The sequence below is a fragment of the Mycolicibacterium aurum genome (assembly GCF_900637195.1).
Classification (GTDB): Bacteria; Actinomycetota; Actinomycetes; order Mycobacteriales; family Mycobacteriaceae; genus Mycobacterium; species Mycobacterium aurum.
Genome location: NZ_LR134356.1, coordinates 931,225 through 949,237 on the forward strand (window position 1 = coordinate 931,225; position 18,013 = coordinate 949,237).

The following is an 18,013-nucleotide window of genomic DNA, read 5'->3' on the forward strand; positions in this document are numbered from 1 at the left end:
TCTCCCGCTGACTCCGTCACCGACGGCTCAGGACGTCGACACGGCGCAGTAGACCAGGTCGGCGACGGTCTGGCAGTAGGCGTCGTCCACCAGCTCGCCGGTGTACATCGCGCGCATGTTGATGGGTGCGAACAACAGCTCCAGAACCGTCCGGTAGTCGACGTCGTCGCGCATCTCACCTCGCTCGCGGGCGCGGTCGAAGACCACGGCGAGCGTGGCTGCGCGGGCTCGCCAGGCCGACTGCCGGATCTCGACGCCGCCGTAGCGGATGTCGCTGATCAGATGTCCGCCGTGCAGCTTGCGCCCGGACTCCGAGGTCACCATGGCGGCCATCCGCACGGCCAGGTAGAACAGGTCACTGCGCAGCGAGCCGGTGTCCGGGGGAGCCGTGTCGCCGGGCCGCTGAGCCAGAGCGTCGAGGATCAGCAGCTCCGGATCGCGCCAGCGGCGCAGGATCGCGTCGGCATCCAGGCCGTGGCGGTGGGCCATGGCCCCGATGTCGAATCGGTCGATCCCCCACCGGGCCAGCTCGTCATGCACCGCCGCGACCACACGGTGTTGGTCGTCGTCGGTAAGTGAGTGTTCAACGGTCATGGTTCTCCCCGCGGTCCCAGTCAACGATGCCACAGCCGCGGGATCTGCCCGCACACATAGCGCCGGTGATACCGGCTTTTCAGAAACATCATTGTTTATCTCCGGCGGCCGACAGCGACCGGGTGCGTCACACCGGCGCCACCCGATAGATTCGGTCCATGGCCGACACGGCGTGGGAGCTGGGCATCCCGGACGGGCAGCTGCTGCTGACCACCGGCGTAGCGGGCCCGGCGGCGAAGATGGGCCACCGGCTGACCATCGCGATGGACTGGACGGCCACCGTGCGGTGGCTCTCCGGCCGACCCGTGTCCGTCGAGCTGACGGTGGACGTGGACTCCCTCCAGGTGCAGCGGGGCGAGGGCGGCGTGACGGGATTGTCCGGCCCGGAGAAGGCGCTGGCACGGTCGAATGCCCTCAAGTGTCTCGATGCAAAGCGCTTCCCGCACATTCGCTTTCGAACAGACTCCGTGGAGGAGACGGCTGGCGGCTATCGCCTGATCGGCACGCTGGAGATCCACGGCACCGTCCGCGAGCAGGTGATCGACCTGCATGTGGAGGACGCCGGGGGCGCCTGGCGGATGTCGTGTGAGGCCGAGGTCTCCCAGGCCGACTTCGGGGTGAAGCCCTACTCGATGATGATGGGCGCCGTGAAGGTCGCCGACGTCGTGGCGGTCTCGTTCGCCGCGGAGCGCGCCAAGGACGGCTGACGGTCACCGCAGCGGATCGTGCACCGCCAGGTAGTGCCGGGACACCGGGTCGCCCTGGGTGTGGCGCTCGACGGCCTGTTCGATGAGCAGATCCTGCCCCGTGAGGCGGGTGTAGTGCTGGTGCATGTGCTCACCCCAGGACCGCACGATGAACGTCTCGACGAAGGTCGACTCGGATTCCACGCTGCGGAACAGGCGCCACTGTGACGCTCCGGTGCGTTGGCGTGACCGTCCGAGCACGGCCATGGCCGCCAGGAACGCCTCCTCATCCTCCGGCATGACGCGGTAGGAGGTGAGTACCAGGACCGGGCCGTCGAGCGGCTCGGGTTCGAACACCAGGGTGGGCTCCGGCCAGTGCGTCGACGGTGACAGGTCGAGATTCCCGGTGTTGGCGTGCAACGGCCAGAACAGCGACGACACGGCGCAGACCAGCAGCAGGGCCATGCTCACCAACAGGCTGGTGACACTGGTGGTGGCGCCGGCGACCAAGCCCCACAGCAGTGATCCCAACGCCTGACCGCCCATGAAGACCAACTGGTACACCGACAACCCGCGGGCGCGCACCCAGGCCGGCAGGCTCAGTTGCATCGCGGCGTTCAGCGTCGACAGCGTCAGCAGCCATGCCGCGCCGCCGATCACCAGGGCCACCAGCACGATGCCGAAACTGTGCACCAGCGCCAGCACCGCGGTGGCAACGGCGAAGCCGGCCGCGCCGACGGTCAGTAAGGTGTTCTGACCGAAGCGAGACCGCAGGCGTGACAACAGGAACGCGCCGCAGACGGCGCCGACTCCCAGTGCCCCGAGCAGCAGCCCGTATCCCGACGACGAGAGCCCGAGTTGATCTTTGGCGATCACCGGGAGCAGGCCCCACAGCGCGCTGGCCGGTGCGATGAACAGTGCCGTGCGCAGGAGGATCCGCCGCACGATCGGCGAGCTGCGGATGAATCGTCCGCCCGCGTTCAGCGCTGCCAGCGCGCGCTCGGGCGGGTAGTTGTCCTCGACGGCGGGACGTCGCCACCAGATCAGCACGCACACGATCCCGACGAAGGAGACGGCGTTCAGCGCAAAGACCAGGGTCGGGCCCGTCAAGGACACCAGCGCACCGGCGATGGCCGGTCCGATGGCACGTGCCCCGTTCATGCTCATGCTGCCCAGTGCCGCCGCAGCCGGAATCTGCTCAGCAGGAACAAGATCGGGCTGGATCGCCTGCCAGGCCGGTGCGGTGAGCGCCTGCCCGCAGCCGATGACGAACAACAGCATCAACAGCACCGCCGGGGTGGTCAGGCCGGCGCCGGTCAGGGATGCGAGCAGGCCGACGCCGGCGGCCATCGCGCCCTGGGTGGCGATCAGCAGCCGACGTCGGTCGATGAGGTCGGCCAGCACGCCGGACGGCAGGGCCAGCAGCATCACCGGCAGCGTCGTCGCGGTCTGTACCAGCGGCACCAGCACGGCCGCGCGGGGATCGCCGACGAGCATCCACTGCGCCCCGACGGTCTGCATCCAGGTGCCGAGGTTGGACACGAACTGCGCGATCCACAGCGCGCGGAAGACCGGCGATCGCAGCGGCGCCCACGTCGAGACCGACTGCGTCGAAGTCATCGCCACCCCCTGGCTGTCCACTGTAGGCGGGCAGGTGCATCGAGATCGCGGTGTGGGTGCACCTCCTTTATCGAATCTTCATCGGATGCTGAACAGCCCCATACGCCGACACGACAGGCTGGTGAGGCGGGGTGGGTGCACCGTGCCATCGGGCACGTGATGCCACCGCCAAGTCAGGAAGGAACTGCGATGCGGCAGAGAAATCACGCGCTGGGGCTCGTGGCGGCGGGTGTGGTGGTCCTGGTGCTCGGTGCCTGTTCGACGGACAGCCAGACCGAGGCGTCGTCGAGCACCGCGGCGGCTCCGGCGACCACGCAAACCGGTACCGGCGCCGAGGCCACGCACAACCAGGCCGATGTGATGTTCGCCCGGATGATGATTCCCCACCATCAGCAGGCCATCGAGATGAGCGACATGCTGCTCGGCAAGCAGGGCATCGACCCTCAGATACGGGAATTGGCCACGGCGATCAAGAACGCCCAGGGCCCGGAGATCGAGCAGATGCAGAGCTGGCTGCAGGAGTGGGGAATGCCGGGCATGCCCGGCGGCGGGATGCCCGGCCACGACATGCCGGGGCACACCATGCCCGGCGGCGACATGGATGAAATGCCCGGAATGGCGGGTCACGGCATGATGTCGGCGGCCGACATGACGGCGTTGCAGAACGCCCAGGGCGACGAAGCCGGGCGGTTGTTCCTGTCCCAGATGATCGAACATCACGAGGGTGCGATCACCATGGCCCAGCAGGAGATCGACACCGGGCAGTTCCCGGCGACGGTCGACCTCGCGCGATCGATCGTCACCACGCAGCAGGAGGAGATCGTCACTATGAAGGGCCTGCTGGAGAAGTGACGCGCGTCGTCGGCAACGTGAGCGTGAACGCCGAGCCGCTGCCCGGTCCGGCACTTGTCGCGACGATGCTGCCGCCGTGGGCTTCCACGAGCGCCTTGGCTATCGCGAGCCCGATCCCGGCCCCGCCGTGGTCACGGTCCCGCGCGGCGTCGGCCCGGTAGAACCGTTCGAACACCCGGGGGAGGTGCTCGGCGGCGATGCCGTCTCCGCTGTCGGCGACGACGATGGCCAGGTGATCTCCGTCGCGGTGGCACTCGACCCGCACCGAATCGCCAGAAGCGGTGTGCCGCAGAGCATTGTCGAGAAGATTGCCCAGCACCTGAGACAGTCTCTGCTCGTCGGCCCACAACGGTGGCAGGCCCTCCGGCACCCGTACGTCGAGGGTGACGTCCTTCGCGTCGTAACGTTCCTGGGCGACCGCGGCGCACCGACGGATCAGACGATCCACGTCGACGGACGCGTAAGCCATTGCCACTGCGCTCTCTTCGGCCTTCGCCAGGGCGGCGACGTCCTCGGAGAAGCGGACCAGCCGTCGGGTCTGATCGCGCAGCATCGCCGCGGTCTGCGGTGTGAGGGTGCGCACCCCGTCTTCGAGGGCTTCGATGTAGGCCTCCAGCACGGCGACCGGTGTGCGGATCTCGTGCGCCAGGTCGCTGAACAGTTGCTGCCGTGTCGATTCGACCGCTTGCAGCCGGGCCGCCATCTGATTGAAGGCCAAGGCCAGCGTGTCGAAATCCTGGCCGAGGTGCGGTGGCGACACCCGGACGTCGTAGTGGCCCTCGGTGACGGCCGTCGCCGCCGAGGCCACCTCGGTGAGTGATTGCTGCAGACGGCGACTCACGTACCAGCTGACCGCCAGCGCCGCCAGAGCCGACACTGCCAGTGCGCCACCGATGGAGATGACCGTCGCATAGGCGTAGGCCTCCTCGGCGTGGAGCTGTTCCAGGGAGTGCATCGGCACCCCCGCCCGGTCCAGGTGTTCGCGGAAGAGCGGTGGCCCGACGAGGGCGGCCACCACCGAGGTCGTGGCCGCGCCCGCCGCCAGGACGATGGCCTGGGCGGCGAGCAGTCGCGGCCCGATGCCGGACCGTCGCCACCGCCGGGATACCTGTGCCGCCGACGTGGTGGTCATCGGCCCGGCCCCATCCGGTATCCGACGCCGCGCACCGTGAGGATGTAGCGCGGCTGCGCGGCGTCGTCACCGAGCTTTCGCCGCAGGTGCCCGATGTGCACATCGATGAGGTGTTCGTTGCCGACCCAGGCGCCGTCACGGATGGTTTCCAGAAGCTGGCGCCGGCTCAACACCATGCCGGGATGCGCCGACAGCACATCGAGGATGTCGAACTCCGTGCGCGTCAACAGGATGGGATCACCGTCGATACGCACCTCGCGTGCGGCGACATCGATGCTCAGTGGGCCGACGCACCGCGGTGGCGCCGTCTCGTGCGCGGCCGACGCCGCGGGGGTCGGCGCCAGGCGGGGCCGGCGAAGCATGGCCCGGATGCGGGCTACCAATTCACGCGGGCTGAACGGCTTGGTGACGTAGTCGTCGGCGCCGACAGTCAGACCGAGGACGGTGTCCATCTCGGTGTCACGGGCGGTGAGCATCACGACGTAGGCGTCGGAGAACGTCCGCAGTTGTCTGCACACCTCCAAACCGTCGATGCCGGGCAGGCCCAGATCGAGGATGACGACGTCGGGGTCGAGTTCACGCGCGACCGCGATGGCGTCGACGCCGTTGTTGGCGACGATCGCCTCGAAGTGCTCTCGCTCCAGATAGCTGGCCACCACCTCGGCCAGCGGCACCTCGTCGTCCACCACCAGCGCGCGGTAACCTCGCGCACCCTCGGACGGCGACACGGTCGGGTTCTCCATGACATTCATGGTGCCCGCTGAAAACCCGCGTGGCGTCCGACTGGCCACATGGGCCGTCGGTGTGGCGGGGGCCGCGTCAGTGGGCGTGGTCGCCGTGGTCGCCGTGGCCGGCGTCCGCCGGCACCGCCGCGGGCAACGGGGCAACGAGTGGCGCCGGTGTGGCAGGCGCATCGACAACCGTGACGACCCGCGGTGACGCGGGGGCGGGATGCGGCTCGTGGTGGTCGGTGCCCGGCCCGTGATGATCCACGTCCGCGACGGCGGGCCCGTGATGGCCGTGCCGCATGCCCGACGCGACGCCGACCGTCGACGCCAGCGCCACGACGGCGACGGCACCGACGGCGATGAGCGCCGTGGCGTGTGCGGGTATCGGCGCTCCGCGATAGCCGCGGTGCCACACCCAGCCGGCTCCCATGATGACGTAGACCTGAAGAAGTAGTGCGCACAGATCCGCGGCCTGGATCAGCTCGGCGGTTCCGCCGTGCGGGCCGAACGGTGCGCCTGCGGTCCGCGACAACGCCCAGAGCGCGATGGCACCCCCGTTGATCATGATTCCGGCGGCGAGCACCGGCGCGGTGGGCCGCGACAGCACCAGGGCCGCCCAGGTGAGCTGGAAGAGCGCGAGGAAGACGAAGAACAGGCCCGACAGAATCCACTCCTGCCAGTGCGTCGGGACGACCGCGAAGTGGATCACCGCCGCGCCGAGCGACGCCAACGCTGCCAAGCGTCCGGCGAGCCTGCTGTCCGTCGTGAAGGCGGGTCTGGGTGTCACGCGTCCGATGATGGCAGCGCGCGGCGCGATAGTGACCAGGTGACATCACATCGCCACCTGACCGAGATACCCCCGTCACCGCGGCACATCACCCTGTCCACCGCGACATATCACACCCCCGCGGGCACCCTCGCGCTCGCCCGCATCTCCCGGCGCAGCTCACCGAACTCCGAGATGGTCCGGGTGGCGATGGTCGCGACCGGGCGTGCGTTGCGTCCCGTCGCCTCTGTCTTGCTGACCATCACCACGCTGTCGATATACGGCTGAATGGTGGTCGCATTCTGCACCGTCGCCACGATCACCAGCTGGAAGCCGAACTTACGGAACGCCTGCAGTGCCTGCTGCGCGAACTGCGGATCGGACTTGCTGAACGCCTCATCCAGCATCAGCTGCGCGAAAACCGGCCGGTTGTCCCCACTTTCGGGGCTGGCAAGGTTGAAGCTCAGCGCACCGGCCAGGCAGAACGCCATCAGCTTCTCCTGCTCGCCACCGGAGTTGTCCCCGGCGTTGCTGTGGGTCCGGATCAGCTCCTCGGAGGCGACGTCCCACTCCGCGCAGTCGAACGTGAAGCGGTTGCGCACATCCAGGGCGTCGCGCGTCCACGCCTTATCCTCCGGCGCCGTCGACGCCAGCCGGTTACGCAGCCGCAGGATGTCGGCGTACTGATCAAGGATCGCCTGCTTGTCGCCCAGGCCCACTTCGGCGATGCGCCGCGAGATGGCCCGCACGATCTCGGTCAGCTCGGCCACCGCGGTCAGGCTGCGCGGGGTGGCGCGCAGTGTCAGCCGGGTGCCGCGGTTGAACTCCACCGCCCCCAAACCGGTGTTGACGCGGTCGATCTGGTCGCTGATGCGGCGCGTCTCCTGCTCGGCCACCCGGTGCAGCGTGAGGATCGCGTCCGGAGCCTGCTCGGTGACCAGGCGCATCATCCGCTCGTAGGCTTCCGGCAGCTCCCGTTCGTCGATGTGCCGGCACAGGGCCACATAGTCGTGTACCCGCTCGTCGAAGTTGTCCGAGTCGTTGGGCACCGCGTCGGGGAATGCCGTGTCGAACGTGTTCAGGATGCGCGCCAGTTCGTCGTAGGACCGGCGCCTGCTCTCCCGCAGCTGCTCGCGTTCCTTCTTGATCGCAGTGAACAACGCGTCGCGGTGCGGTTCGGGGTCGAGCAGCTCCAGGCTCACCGGCACCTGGCCCGCGTACCGGTGCAGCAACTCCGTCAGCGGCTCCGAGACGAACGCCGGCTCCAGCCGCTCGGAGAGCTCCAGCAGCCTGGTCCGCCGCTGATCGAGATCATCGCGACGGGTCTGGATGGCCCCGCGCCTGGTCATGAATTTCTGGATCTGCGACCAGCATTCGTCCGCGCGGCCGTTGAGCGCCTCGATGTCGGGATGGTCGGCCAGCAGCAGCTCGTACTGCTCGCGCAGCCGGTCGGCGTGACCGTCGGCGGTCTCGGTGTCGATCTGGCTCCACTGCGGGAACTGTTCGCAGATGGCCTTGCACGCTCCTGCCCGGTCGCGCCACTGCTGGCGTTGCGCCGCGATGTCGTCGGCGACGCGCCGTGCCTTCTGATAGGCCTCCTCGGCGGCCGCCAGGTCCACCGTGAGGGCGTTGATCTTCGCCGACACGTCGCCCTGGTACAGGTAGTCGGACTGCTTGAGCGGGCTGCGGTCGTCCTTGATGGCCAGGCGGTCGGAGTCCTTGTAGAGACCGGTATCGGTGACCGCGCGGCGGAACCGCGCGAACACGTCCGGGCTGTCGACGCAGAGGTGATCGCCGGCACCGGTGACGACGTCGACCGCCTCGGCCGCGCAAGGGTGCCGGGGATCGACGGCGAAGAGCTTGCCCGCCAACGTGTTCGGCTCCGGTTCCACCGGTGTCGCGCCGAGGAACTTCGCGCGGACATGGTGCAGCTGCAGTCTGCCCCGCATGTTCGTCTCGTTGACGAAAGCCAGCACCTTCGTCCAGTGCTGATCGGGCACCATCAGTCGCAGGCCGACGCCGCGCAGCACCTTCTCCACCGCGGTGCGCCAGCGGGTCTGATCCGGCTTGAGGTCCATCAGCTCCGCGATGTAGGGCAGGTCGGCCGCGTCCAGACCGACGGCGCCGCAGATCTGTTCACGCATGAGCAACGCGAACTCGGGCAGCGCGGAGCCCACGTGTTCGACCCGCTTGAGCTCCTTGGCGGCGTCGTCGCGGGTGATGCGCGCGGCCTTCTGTGCGTACTCGGCGTCGGTGGACGCCTCCCGGTTGCGTTCCACCTTGGCCAGCAGCTCGGTGGCCTGGCCCAGCAACTCTTCGCGCAGATTCCAGAATTCCTCTGCGGTGTCGGGGACCTCGAGATCCTGGGCGGACAGCATGTCCTCGTAGGCGGCGCGCCGGCGCTCGACCTGCTCGGCCTCGGTCTCGGCGGCGGTCACCTGTGACTGCAGCGGGGCGATGTTGGCGCTGGATCCGCTGATCTGAGCGTTGAGCGAATCTGCCTCGGCCTTGGCCAGATTCAGTGAGCGGGTGACGTCTTCGTATTCGTTCTCGAGTTGGTCGATGGTGGTGTCGAGCTGGCCGACCTGCGCCGGGCACTGGGCCAGCCGTACGTGGTCGGTGTAGGCCCGCACCATGGGCAGGTCCACCAGGTCGATGATGCCGAGATCCGTGGACTCGGAGGCGTAGCGCTGCTGGATCTTCTCGATGTCGCCGAGGATCTTGCGTTTGCGCTGTGCGACCGCCAGCAGCTCGCGGGCCTCCACCAGCGGGTCGATCTGCTTGAGCGCCTCCGGCAGCCGGCCCAGGCTCTCCGGCTCGTCCAGCATGAACTCACGGACGAACTGTTCCAGCCCGCCAACGCTTTTCAGCGATTTCGCCTTGCCCAGCAGCTGCTGGGCGGCATCCGATGCGCGGATCCCGATGGTGGCGTACAGCTGAGCCAGGTACTGCGACTCGACCTTGGTGGTGAACCGCCAGCCCAGACTTTTCCCGTCGCCCCGGTCATCCTTGAACACGCCCGTATCGAAACGCCCTGCCGCCCAGCGGTTGCAGATCTCCTCGATGTCGAGATCGCCGTCGCCCAGCACGAACCGGCTCGAGGAGTCGGCCCGGGACTCGCCGGTCAGCCACTTGAGCACCAGGCCCGTCACGGTGCGTCCGGAGTCGCCGGCGTAGGTGACCGCCACCGCCGACCAGGCGGTGCCGTCCCCGCGTAGGTACATCACCCGGCTGGTGCCACCGTCGCTGCGCTGGCCCCAGGCCCCGCGCACATACTTGTCGACGGTGCGCCGCCCGGCGCTGGAACCCGCTGCGGTGTTGTCGCCGGAGGCGTTGAAGTTGCGCCGGTTGAACGGCAGGAACCCCAGTGAAATCGCATCCAGCAGTGAGGATTTCCCGCTACCTGAGGCACCGGCGATCAGCGCGCCGCCCGCACTGAACGGGATCGAGTGGTAACCGTCGAACACACCCCAGTTGATGACCTGCAGCCGGGACAGGTGGAACTGTTCAGTCATCGAGCTCGACCTCCTCGCCGGCGGGGGCGCCCCCGGTGAGCAGCAGCTCGAACTGCTGCTGCAACTCGGTGATCACGCTGGCCGTCATGACTGCTGTGATCACCGGGCTGATGGTGTAGCTGTCCTCGTCGTCACGGCTCCTGCGCAGGATCTCCAAGCCGGTCAGCCGCGCGATGGCACCGTCGACGCGGCCCGCGAATGTGACGGCGTCGCGGTCGGTTTCGTTGAGCACGCCGGAGAACAGGCCGTGCATCTCCTCGCGACTGATCAGCACGCTCTGTCCGCCTGCGGCCCGCATCATCTGCGCCAGGTGCAGCGCCAGGATCGAGTCGTAGGTGCCCAGTGGCTCGCGGCGGAGAAGCTTCATCCCCCGTGCCGACTCGTAGCGGGCCTGTTCGACGTACGCGACGTCGGAGCTGTCGACGATGCGCAGCAGCAGGTCCAGTTCGGAGAGCCGGGTGCTCAGTTGGGCGCGGTACTCCAGCACCCAGGCGTAGATGTCGCTGTCGGTCTCGGCGCTGATGTAGCGGCGTGTCAGCAGGTGCTGCAGCGCCCAGCAGGCACGGTCGGGGAGCTCGGAGACGTCGCCGTCGAACCGTGGCCTGCGCTGGTGCGGGGGACGGGCGTTCTGGTCGACCTGCGGCAGTTCGGAAAACGCGGCGAGGTCGGCGTCTATCTCGGCGGTCACTGTGCAACTCCAGCAAGGGTGGTGATCGGTTCGGTGAACATCAGGTCGGGGACGGCGATCTCGCGGTCTGTGCCGTCGAGGGAGCGGAATCGGACGGTCACCGAATCGCCTGGCTCGGCGTCGTTTTCGGATGCCTGCGGTTGCTGCTGCTTGAGCGCCCAGGACCACAGCACGATCACATGCCCGAGGTAGGCCCCCTGTCCTGAACGGCCGAGCATCTCGACCGCCTCCGGCAGCGACACCGGGGCCTTGGACACCGCGGCGTTGAGCATGTCCGACATCGCGGGCGCGTCCACCTGGGTGGTCAGTGCGGAGAAGCTGGCGAGGTCGAGCGTGCCTGCGGCGGCTGCGGCCGGCTTGGGGCTGGACAGGTCGCCGATCTTGAAGCTCAGCGCGCCGACGGAGGTGATCGCGTGGCGGGCCAGGGGAAGCTCGAGGTCGATGCGCGAGTCGATGAGGCTGGTCCTCAGCAGGGCGCGCGCCGCGCCGATGGCCTCGTTGAGCTGGCGCGCCACGCCGCGGCTCTGCTCCAGCGTGCCGAAGGCGGTGAACCGTTTGACGCGCTGCGCACACCGCTGCTGGATGCGTTCCACCTCGTCGATCTGGTAGCCCACCAGCTCGAAGAACCCCGCCATCACCTTGCGCAGCTCCGGGTCAAGACCGGGCAGGGCGCCCGCGACCGCGGCCACGTCGGCCTCGAACTCGGCACGCTGGTCGGGGTCGTTGATCATCCGCAGGAACGCGCGGTGGCTGTCGCGGCCCTGGGAGTCCCACGCGGCCTGGTAGTCGGCGTACATCTGGCGCTGCCGGTCGCGGTACTCGACGTTGCTGTCGATCGGTTCGTCGAGGGCGGCGGTGGCCTGCTCGATCATGGTGGCGTACTGGCCGATGTCGGTGATCAGCCGCTCCATCTGCAGGGCGATGGCGCGGGCTTCGTCGTAGGAGTCGGTGAGGTCGACGTCGGTCCGGGGACGTTCGCCCTTGTCGAGTTCGTCGAGCTCGGCGTGCAGCGCCTCGATCTCGGCCTCGATGCTTTTGCGGATCCGGGCCGGGTCGGTGCCGACCTTCAGGGCGACGTGCTTGAGCCGGGAGGCGATGCCGTTGATGGAGCCGCCGGTGGCGATGGTGTCGTTGCGGCGCATACCTCGTACGAGATCGAGTGCGCGCCGCGCATCCTGGGTGAGGTAGCAGACGTTCTGGTCGCTGCGTGGGTCGACGATGCGGTGCAGCCAGCCTTGGCTGGCCCAGGACTTGATCAGCGCGAGTCCGGACTGCGCGTCGTCGAGGTCGTCGAGGTCGCGCTCCAGGTGCACGACGAGCTCGGTCTCGGGGGTGACGCCGCCGGACAGGTGACGCTCCATCAACGTGGCGTAAAGGCCGAGGTTGCTGGTGGCCAGCAACCGGATCGCAGGCGAGCCCTGCAGGTCGCGATTGAGTTCGAGCAGGGTGGCCGCCGACAGCGTCGCGTTGTCGTCCACCTGACCCCTTGCTCTGTGTTCATCGTGCCCGTGCCGGTTCGCCGACGCCCCAACATAGGCCACGGCGGGGACATCACCGGGTTGGGGGACGGGAGTGTCGCGAGGCTTCCCGACGGTGTATGTGACGGGTGTGACCAGCGAGATTGCAGTGCGTTCTGGGGCTGAGGAGACCGTCGCCAGAGTGCACACACGGTCGTGATTCCGCGCGATCCACGACCCTGTGTGCACGCTCGCGGAGCCTCACGTCCTCGTGTCAGGATGGCGGTCATGACGGTGGTGTTCGTACACGGCAATCCGGAGACCGACGCGATCTGGGGGCCGTTGCTCGCGGTGCTCGGCCGCGACGATGTGGTGCTGCTGTCGCCGCCCGGCTTCGGCGCCCCGCTGCCCGACGGGTTCGGCGCGACCTTCCTGGAATACCGCGATTGGCTGGAGGCCGAGTTGGAGAAGCTCGACGGCCCGGTCGATCTGGTCGGACACGACTGGGGCGGCGGGCACGTCGTCAACGTCGTGATGCACCGGCCCGAACTGATCCGTAGCTGGGCCACCGACGTGGTCGGGCTGTTCGACGAGGACTACGTCTGGCACGACATGGCTCAGGTGTGGCAGACCCCGGGTGCGGGCGAGGAGATGCTGCAGAACATGATCGGCGGCGGCCTGCCCGCACGCACGGAACTGATGGTCTCGTTCGGTTTTCCCGAGGACGTCGCGGCGGCCGTGGCCGAACATCAGAACGACGACATGATCACGGCGATCCTGGCGTTGTACCGGTCGGCGGCCCAGCCGGCGATGGCCGACGCGGGCCGCGCGCTGGAGTCGGCCGCGACTCGACCGGGGCTGTCGCTGTTGGCGACCGCGGACCCCTTCATCGGCCAGAGTGACAATCGGCGACGCGCCGCCGACCGGGCGGGTGCGCGTACCGAAGTGCTTGAGGGCCTAGGCCATTGGTGGATGCTCGAAGATCCGCAGCGCGGAGCTGCGGCGCTGACGGAATTCTGGGCCACCCTGGAGTGAGGGTGCGAGGGGTCGCTCAGGACATCGGTACCGGGGCGGGCTTGCCCGCGGTGATCAGCTCTTCGCCCTGCTCGTAGTCGTCGTCGGCGTTGCAGGTGAGCACGCCCACGACGGCGCCGTCGGACTCGTACCAGACGGTGAATCCGCCGGTCCGCTCGATCAGCCGGCTCCGCTGGTAGCCGTCTCCCCAGGCGTGGTACTTGACATCTGTATCGCCGATCGTGGTCCAGAAGCCGGGAACGCCGGACCATGTCGCGTCGTCGTCGCCGGCGGCTCGCGCACCGGCGATCTCGCCCTGGTCTGCGGCGTCCTGCCAGTGCTCGACGGCGAGCGCCCGGCCTGCCCCCGCATTGACCGCGAATGCCACGTCGCCCGCCGCGTATACGCCGTCGAACCCGGTGCTCATATCGGCGCCGACCGGAATGTGACCGTCCCGCAATGTGATTCCGGCGGCCTCGGCCAATCCGGCGTTGGGGCTGACGCCCGTCGCGGCGAGGACCAGGTCAGCATCGAGCACCGTGCCGTCGTCGAGCTGGACAGAGCCGTCGCGCAGAGACGTGACCTTCGTGCCTCCGATGAATCGCACCCCGGTGGCCTCGACGAGCCGCAGGAGCTGCTTTCCCGCCTCGTCGCCGAGCCGTTTCTGCTGCGGCGCCTCGTCCGGGGCCACGAGAGTCACGGAAAGACCCTGTGCGGCAAAGGAAGCAGCGGCCTCGCAGCCGATGAATCCCGCCCCGACCACGACGGCGGTTTTCGCGGAGTTGGTCGCCTCGCGCAGGCGCTTGGCGTCGTCGAGGGATCGCAACTGCAGGGCCTGGTCGCCGCCCGGCACCGGCAGCGGTACCGGACTGGCCCCCGACGCCAGCACCAGTGACTCATACCGGTATTCGGCGTCACCTGCAGTGACAATCCGGTTGCTCAAGTCGATGTGCTGGACAGGTGTGCTCAGGTCGGTCGCGAGTGGTGTCGTGATGTCCATCGCGACGTCGTCGGTGTGGCCGCGCAGGAACTCCTTGCTCAGTGGCGGGCGCTGATAGGGCTGCTGGGTGTCGGCGGTGAAGATCCGCAGCGGGGCGTCGGGCCTGCGCGCGCGGAACGCCTCCGCGGCGCCGATGCCGGCCGGTCCACTTCCTATCACGATCAAGCCTGCGTCACTCATGCGCACCGACTACCCACCGCTGCCCGGGTACACACCGCGACATCAGCCCGTGGGTGTTACCGCCGCTGTGGCGGGCCCGGGTCGGGCGTGGTGGCAGGTCCCGGAGCGGTATCGGGAAGGTCGTCGGGCACGAGGCGCTCGGGCACCTCGGTCGGGGTGAGGCGTTCTGGCGGCTCGGTAGGTGCAGTCATGACTACGGCGTACCCGGCCGGGCCGCCTGGCAACCGGAATCAGACGTGCGTCATGGCGTCATGTTCGACGACCTCGAGCGCCGCCCGTTCGCCGGAGCGCACGGCGCCGTCGATGAATCCGTACATGTGTGCCGACGATTCTGTTCCGGCCCAGTGAATCCGTCCGCACGGCTCGCGCAACGCATGTCCGAACTCGGTGAGCACGCCGGGTGGAGCGTGGCAGATCATCCCACCACCGGAATAGCGCTCCACGGTCCAGTTCTGTTCGACGTAGTCGATCGGTGACAGCGCTCTGTCCCCGAACCGTTCGGCGACCGCGGACAGCATCGCCTGCCTCCGTTCGTCGGCGCCGAGCGTGCACAGCCGTCGCGCGTCGGGACCTTCGGTGATAGCTGTCAGGATCCCGGATGTTGCTGTGTCCGTGCAGGAATCGATGGTGAGGTTGGCGAACGTGCCGGGCCCGAACGACTGGCCGGACAGCCCGTCGGCCCGCCACCAGGGCTCGTCGTAGATCATTGCGATCTTGAACACCGCGCCGCTGGGCATGCGCTGGTGCAGGAAGTGACGATCCACCGACAGCAGCGGCTCGTAGATGATCTGCGAGGCGATGCAGAGCGGTACGGCGACCACGACCCGACGGGCCCGCACCGCCATGTCGTCCGAGCGAACGCTGACGCTGTCGGCGTCCTGAGTGATGCTGCGCACGGGCTGAGACGGGTGGACGGCGTCGCCGAGTTCGGCGGCGATCGCGCGGTAGATCGCGCCCATGCCCCCGACCGGCCGGGCGTCCTCGGCGGCATCTTTCACTCCGAGGACGAAGCCCGGCCCACCCGAGCACGCCATCTGGTAGAGCGCGAACAGCAGCGAGACCTCGGAGGCGGCCGAGGTATACAACCCGGCGACGGCGGACTCCAGCAGCTGCCGTGCGGGCTTGGACAACGTGTGGCCCTCGACCCACTTGGCCCATGTCAGTTTGTCCCAGTGCTTAGCCTTGGGCGCGTTCCACGGCGCGTCCGCCGGGATGGACTTGCACATCTGGGTGAGCTCGAGGAACACCGCACCGATGTTGGCGACGGCGAACGGACTCATGGTCAGCGGGATGGTGCCGTGGTATCTGTACGTCTTGCCGTCGATGCACATCATGGCCTGACCCTCGGCGTACTGTTTGTACTCCGGGATGCCGAATTCCTGCATCAACGCGTAGATCCGATCCTGCCCCGGACCGATCCACGCGCCGCCTCGGTCGATCCACGAACCGTCCGAGCGGGTCTCGGTGAATGTGCGCCCGCCCACCCGGTCGCGGGCTTCCAACAGCGTCACAGAATGTCCGGCCTGCTTGAGGCGCAGCGCGGCGCTCAACCCGGCGAAACCCGCACCCACCACGCAGTAGTCCACGTCCACCATGTCGGCCCCGCTGGTCTCAGGCGCGGGGCCCTACGGTCGCGCGCAAACCTGTTGCGCCCCCGCCGATTTCGGGGGCGAGAATGGCTGCCATAGACAAGCGTGCACCGTGTTGTTCACAGTGTCAATAGCGGTCCGCGGGGTCGTTGACCAGGGAACTGTCTGCCAGGAACTGTCAGGACAGCGGGAACCGGAGCGCGGCGACCGCCGTACCGTTCCAGATGTCGGCGGTGACCTCGGCCGGACGCACCGCAACCACGTCGCCGCCCCTGTCGAGCACCATGATCGCGATGCGCGACAGCAGGTCGTACCCGCCGTTGCCGTAGGTCACCCGACCGTTGGCCTCGTTGAACCGCCCGATGACGTCCACGGTGAAGTCGTAGACCAGCGTGGAGATCGCCCCGGCAACCGCGGCGCGAGCGATGTCTGCGAGGTCGGTGGCGACCAGCCCACGGGCGACGCCGTCGCCGATGGTGTCGACCAGCGCATCGGTGCGGCGTGTGTTGAGCTCCGACAGCGACGCCCGGATGGTGTCGTCGACTTGATCGGGTCGCAGCGAGTCGGGCGCACCGGGCACCGGAATAATCTCGTGCTTGCTGTCCAGTCCGCGGTAGATGCTCAGTATCGGGTCGGATGCGAACACGAAGAGCGGTGTGTGCGCGGCAGGATCGACGTGACCCAGCTCGGCCTCGACCGCCTCCGCCACGCGTCTCGCGTACGTCTCCAGCAGCACCTTCTTGCCTTCGTCGCCGACGAGCCGGCGCACGTGGTCGCGGTCACGAACGGTCGCCCTGTTGGTCGCGTCGGCGACGTCGGTGGGGTGGTCGCCGAGCAGAGTCATCTCTTCTGCGCGCGACGTGGCGGTGGCGTGCCAGAGATTCCAGCCGTTGGCCGACAACGTCAGCGCGTACGCTTCCTGCGGTGTGGTGACGGCCCGAACCAACTGGCCGATGTCGAAGTACGCCCCCAACTGCGACTGGTTGAGCAGAGCGTTGGGCAGGACGTACACCTCGTGAAAATCGTCGGCGATGAAGATGGCTAGCGAGCGCGAAAGGCGCAGCCAGACATCGGATTCCGCAATCTTTTCCCATCGCTCACGCAGGCGCTGCTCAACGCCGCGAGGGGTGGCGCGTTCTCGGAGCTCGCGCAACATGCGGTCGACAGCGCTCTTGGCGGTCAGCAGGTTGTTGGTGCGTTGATCGGGTCCGGGCAGCGTCTCCACGTAGACCGTGATGGCCATCTCGTGCGGTTCTCCGAGCCGGCGCAGGTCGTTCGTATCGGGCAGTTGGTATCGCGTCACCATGCACTCCTTTGTGTCGGGTGTGCCTTCCACCGTAGGGAAGCCTCCCGTATGGAACCGATGACAGCCGCGCGATTGTCGTCAACGCTGTTGCCCAACAGCATAGTTCACTATGAGCGAAACGTGCCGTTCAGCCGGCCATGACCATCCGGAGCAGCGCGGTGAGTCCCAGAGCCACGATCACGACCCGCAGCCAGACCGGGCTCAGCAGACGACCGTACTTGGCGCCCAGCCAGCCGCCGGCCAGCGCGCCCGCCGCGACGGCGCCGGCCACCGTCCACGCGATGCGGTCGAACGCCACGACCGTGTACGTGATCGCCGCTATCAGGTTGACCGCGCCGACCAGAAGATTCTTCAGACCGTTGGACATCTGAAGGTCCTGCGCCAAGAGCACCCCCAGCACGCCCATCAACAGAACGCCCTGTGCGGCAGCGAAGTACCCGCCGTAGACACCGGCCAGGTATACCGCGACGACCAGCCCGGGACTCACCACCGGCGCTGCGCCGGGACGCCGCCTGGCCACCCACTTCTGCAGCCGCGGTTGCACGACGACCAGGCCGAGCGCCGCGACGAGCAGCACCGGAACCACGACCTCGAAGGTGTCGTCGGGCAGCGCCAGGAGCAGGAAGGAGCCCGTCAGCGCGCCTGCGGCCGACGCCGGCAGCAGGGCCATCACGGTCCGTCGCTGGGCGGCGATCTCCCGCCGATACCCCCACGCGCCGCTGACCCCTCCCGCCACCAGACCGATCGCGTTGCTCATGGTCGCGACCACCGGCGGATAGCCAAGCGCGATCAGCACGGGGAAGGTCACTAGGGTGCCCGAGCCCACCACGGCGTTGATCCCGCCCGCCGCCAGCCCTGCCAGGATGACGATCGCGATCTCCAGCAC

At 68.2% G+C, this 18,013-nt stretch carries 16 protein-coding genes; 3 read left to right on the top strand and 13 right to left on the bottom strand.

The window, feature by feature from the left end:
* Positions 1–27: 27 nt before the first annotated feature.
* Positions 28–594 (bottom strand): TetR-like C-terminal domain-containing protein, encoded by a 567-nt coding sequence (locus tag EL337_RS04520; protein WP_048634079.1) that lies wholly within the window; start codon positions 592–594, stop codon positions 28–30.
* Between the two features lie 158 nt (positions 595–752).
* Between EL337_RS04520 and EL337_RS04525 the strand changes: the two genes are divergently transcribed.
* Positions 753–1,301: a YceI family protein gene (locus EL337_RS04525; RefSeq protein ID WP_048634080.1), complete on the top strand. Its 549-nt coding sequence runs from the start codon at positions 753–755 to the stop codon at positions 1,299–1,301.
* Positions 1,302–1,304: 3 nt separating this feature from the next.
* Here the strand turns inward: EL337_RS04525 and EL337_RS04530 are convergent, their stop codons facing one another.
* A complete protein-coding gene (locus EL337_RS04530) occupies positions 1,305–2,900 on the bottom strand; it encodes an MFS transporter (protein WP_048634133.1) in 1,596 nt (531 codons plus the stop codon).
* Positions 2,901–3,089: 189 nt separating this feature from the next.
* Between EL337_RS04530 and EL337_RS04535 the strand changes: the two genes are divergently transcribed.
* Positions 3,090–3,752: a DUF305 domain-containing protein gene (locus EL337_RS04535; protein WP_048634081.1), complete on the top strand. Its 663-nt coding sequence runs from the start codon at positions 3,090–3,092 to the stop codon at positions 3,750–3,752.
* Here the strand turns inward: EL337_RS04535 and EL337_RS04540 are convergent.
* The 6 genes from EL337_RS04540 to EL337_RS04565 form a co-directional block, all read right to left on the bottom strand.
* Positions 3,727–4,884, bottom strand: coding sequence for a sensor histidine kinase (locus EL337_RS04540; protein ID WP_048634082.1), 1,158 nt, complete (start codon positions 4,882–4,884; stop codon positions 3,727–3,729). The genes EL337_RS04535 and EL337_RS04540 overlap by 26 nt on opposite strands.
* Positions 4,881–5,627: a response regulator gene (locus EL337_RS04545; RefSeq protein ID WP_370737195.1), complete on the bottom strand. Its 747-nt coding sequence runs from the start codon at positions 5,625–5,627 to the stop codon at positions 4,881–4,883. Before EL337_RS04545 ends, EL337_RS04540 begins: the two co-directional genes overlap by 4 nt.
* Before the next feature lie 76 nt (positions 5,628–5,703).
* Positions 5,704–6,399, bottom strand: a complete 696-nt coding sequence (locus tag EL337_RS04550; protein WP_197724178.1) for a hypothetical protein — start codon at positions 6,397–6,399, stop codon at positions 5,704–5,706.
* 110 nt (positions 6,400–6,509) lie between these two features.
* Positions 6,510–9,893 carry an ATP-binding protein gene (locus EL337_RS04555; RefSeq protein WP_048634085.1) on the bottom strand — a complete coding sequence of 1,128 codons (3,384 nt, stop codon included), beginning with the start codon at positions 9,891–9,893 and terminating at the stop codon, positions 6,510–6,512.
* Positions 9,886–10,581, bottom strand: coding sequence for a DUF4194 domain-containing protein (locus tag EL337_RS04560; RefSeq protein WP_048634086.1), 696 nt, complete (start codon positions 10,579–10,581; stop codon positions 9,886–9,888). Before EL337_RS04560 ends, EL337_RS04555 begins: the two co-directional genes overlap by 8 nt.
* Positions 10,578–12,059, bottom strand: coding sequence for a DUF3375 domain-containing protein (locus EL337_RS04565; RefSeq protein WP_048634087.1), 1,482 nt, complete (start codon positions 12,057–12,059; stop codon positions 10,578–10,580). Before EL337_RS04565 ends, EL337_RS04560 begins: the two co-directional genes overlap by 4 nt.
* Positions 12,060–12,326: 267 nt before the next feature.
* Here EL337_RS04565 and EL337_RS04570 point away from each other — a divergent pair, with 267 nt between their 5' ends.
* Positions 12,327–13,073, top strand: a complete 747-nt coding sequence (locus EL337_RS04570) for an alpha/beta fold hydrolase (protein WP_048634134.1) — start codon at positions 12,327–12,329, stop codon at positions 13,071–13,073.
* Between the two features lie 16 nt (positions 13,074–13,089).
* Here the strand turns inward: EL337_RS04570 and EL337_RS04575 are convergent, their stop codons facing one another.
* The 5 genes from EL337_RS04575 to EL337_RS04590 all read right to left on the bottom strand — a co-directional run bounded on the left by EL337_RS04575 (position 13,090) and on the right by EL337_RS04590 (position 18,013).
* Complete coding sequence (locus EL337_RS04575) at positions 13,090–14,232, bottom strand: NAD(P)/FAD-dependent oxidoreductase (RefSeq protein WP_048634088.1); 1,143 nt, start codon at positions 14,230–14,232, stop codon at positions 13,090–13,092.
* Between the two features lie 56 nt (positions 14,233–14,288).
* Positions 14,289–14,423, bottom strand: coding sequence for a hypothetical protein (locus tag EL337_RS29170; RefSeq protein ID WP_264035437.1), 135 nt, complete (start codon positions 14,421–14,423; stop codon positions 14,289–14,291).
* A 39-nt stretch (positions 14,424–14,462) separates the two neighbouring features.
* Positions 14,463–15,827 carry a flavin monoamine oxidase family protein gene (locus EL337_RS04580; protein ID WP_048634089.1) on the bottom strand — a complete coding sequence of 455 codons (1,365 nt, stop codon included), beginning with the start codon at positions 15,825–15,827 and terminating at the stop codon, positions 14,463–14,465.
* A gap of 172 nt (positions 15,828–15,999) precedes the next feature.
* Positions 16,000–17,127, bottom strand: a complete 1,128-nt coding sequence (locus EL337_RS04585; RefSeq protein ID WP_275992867.1) for a baeRF11 domain-containing protein — start codon at positions 17,125–17,127, stop codon at positions 16,000–16,002.
* Positions 17,128–17,254: 127 nt separating this feature from the next.
* A complete protein-coding gene (locus EL337_RS04590) occupies positions 17,255–18,013 on the bottom strand; it encodes a sulfite exporter TauE/SafE family protein (RefSeq protein ID WP_048634090.1) in 759 nt (252 codons plus the stop codon).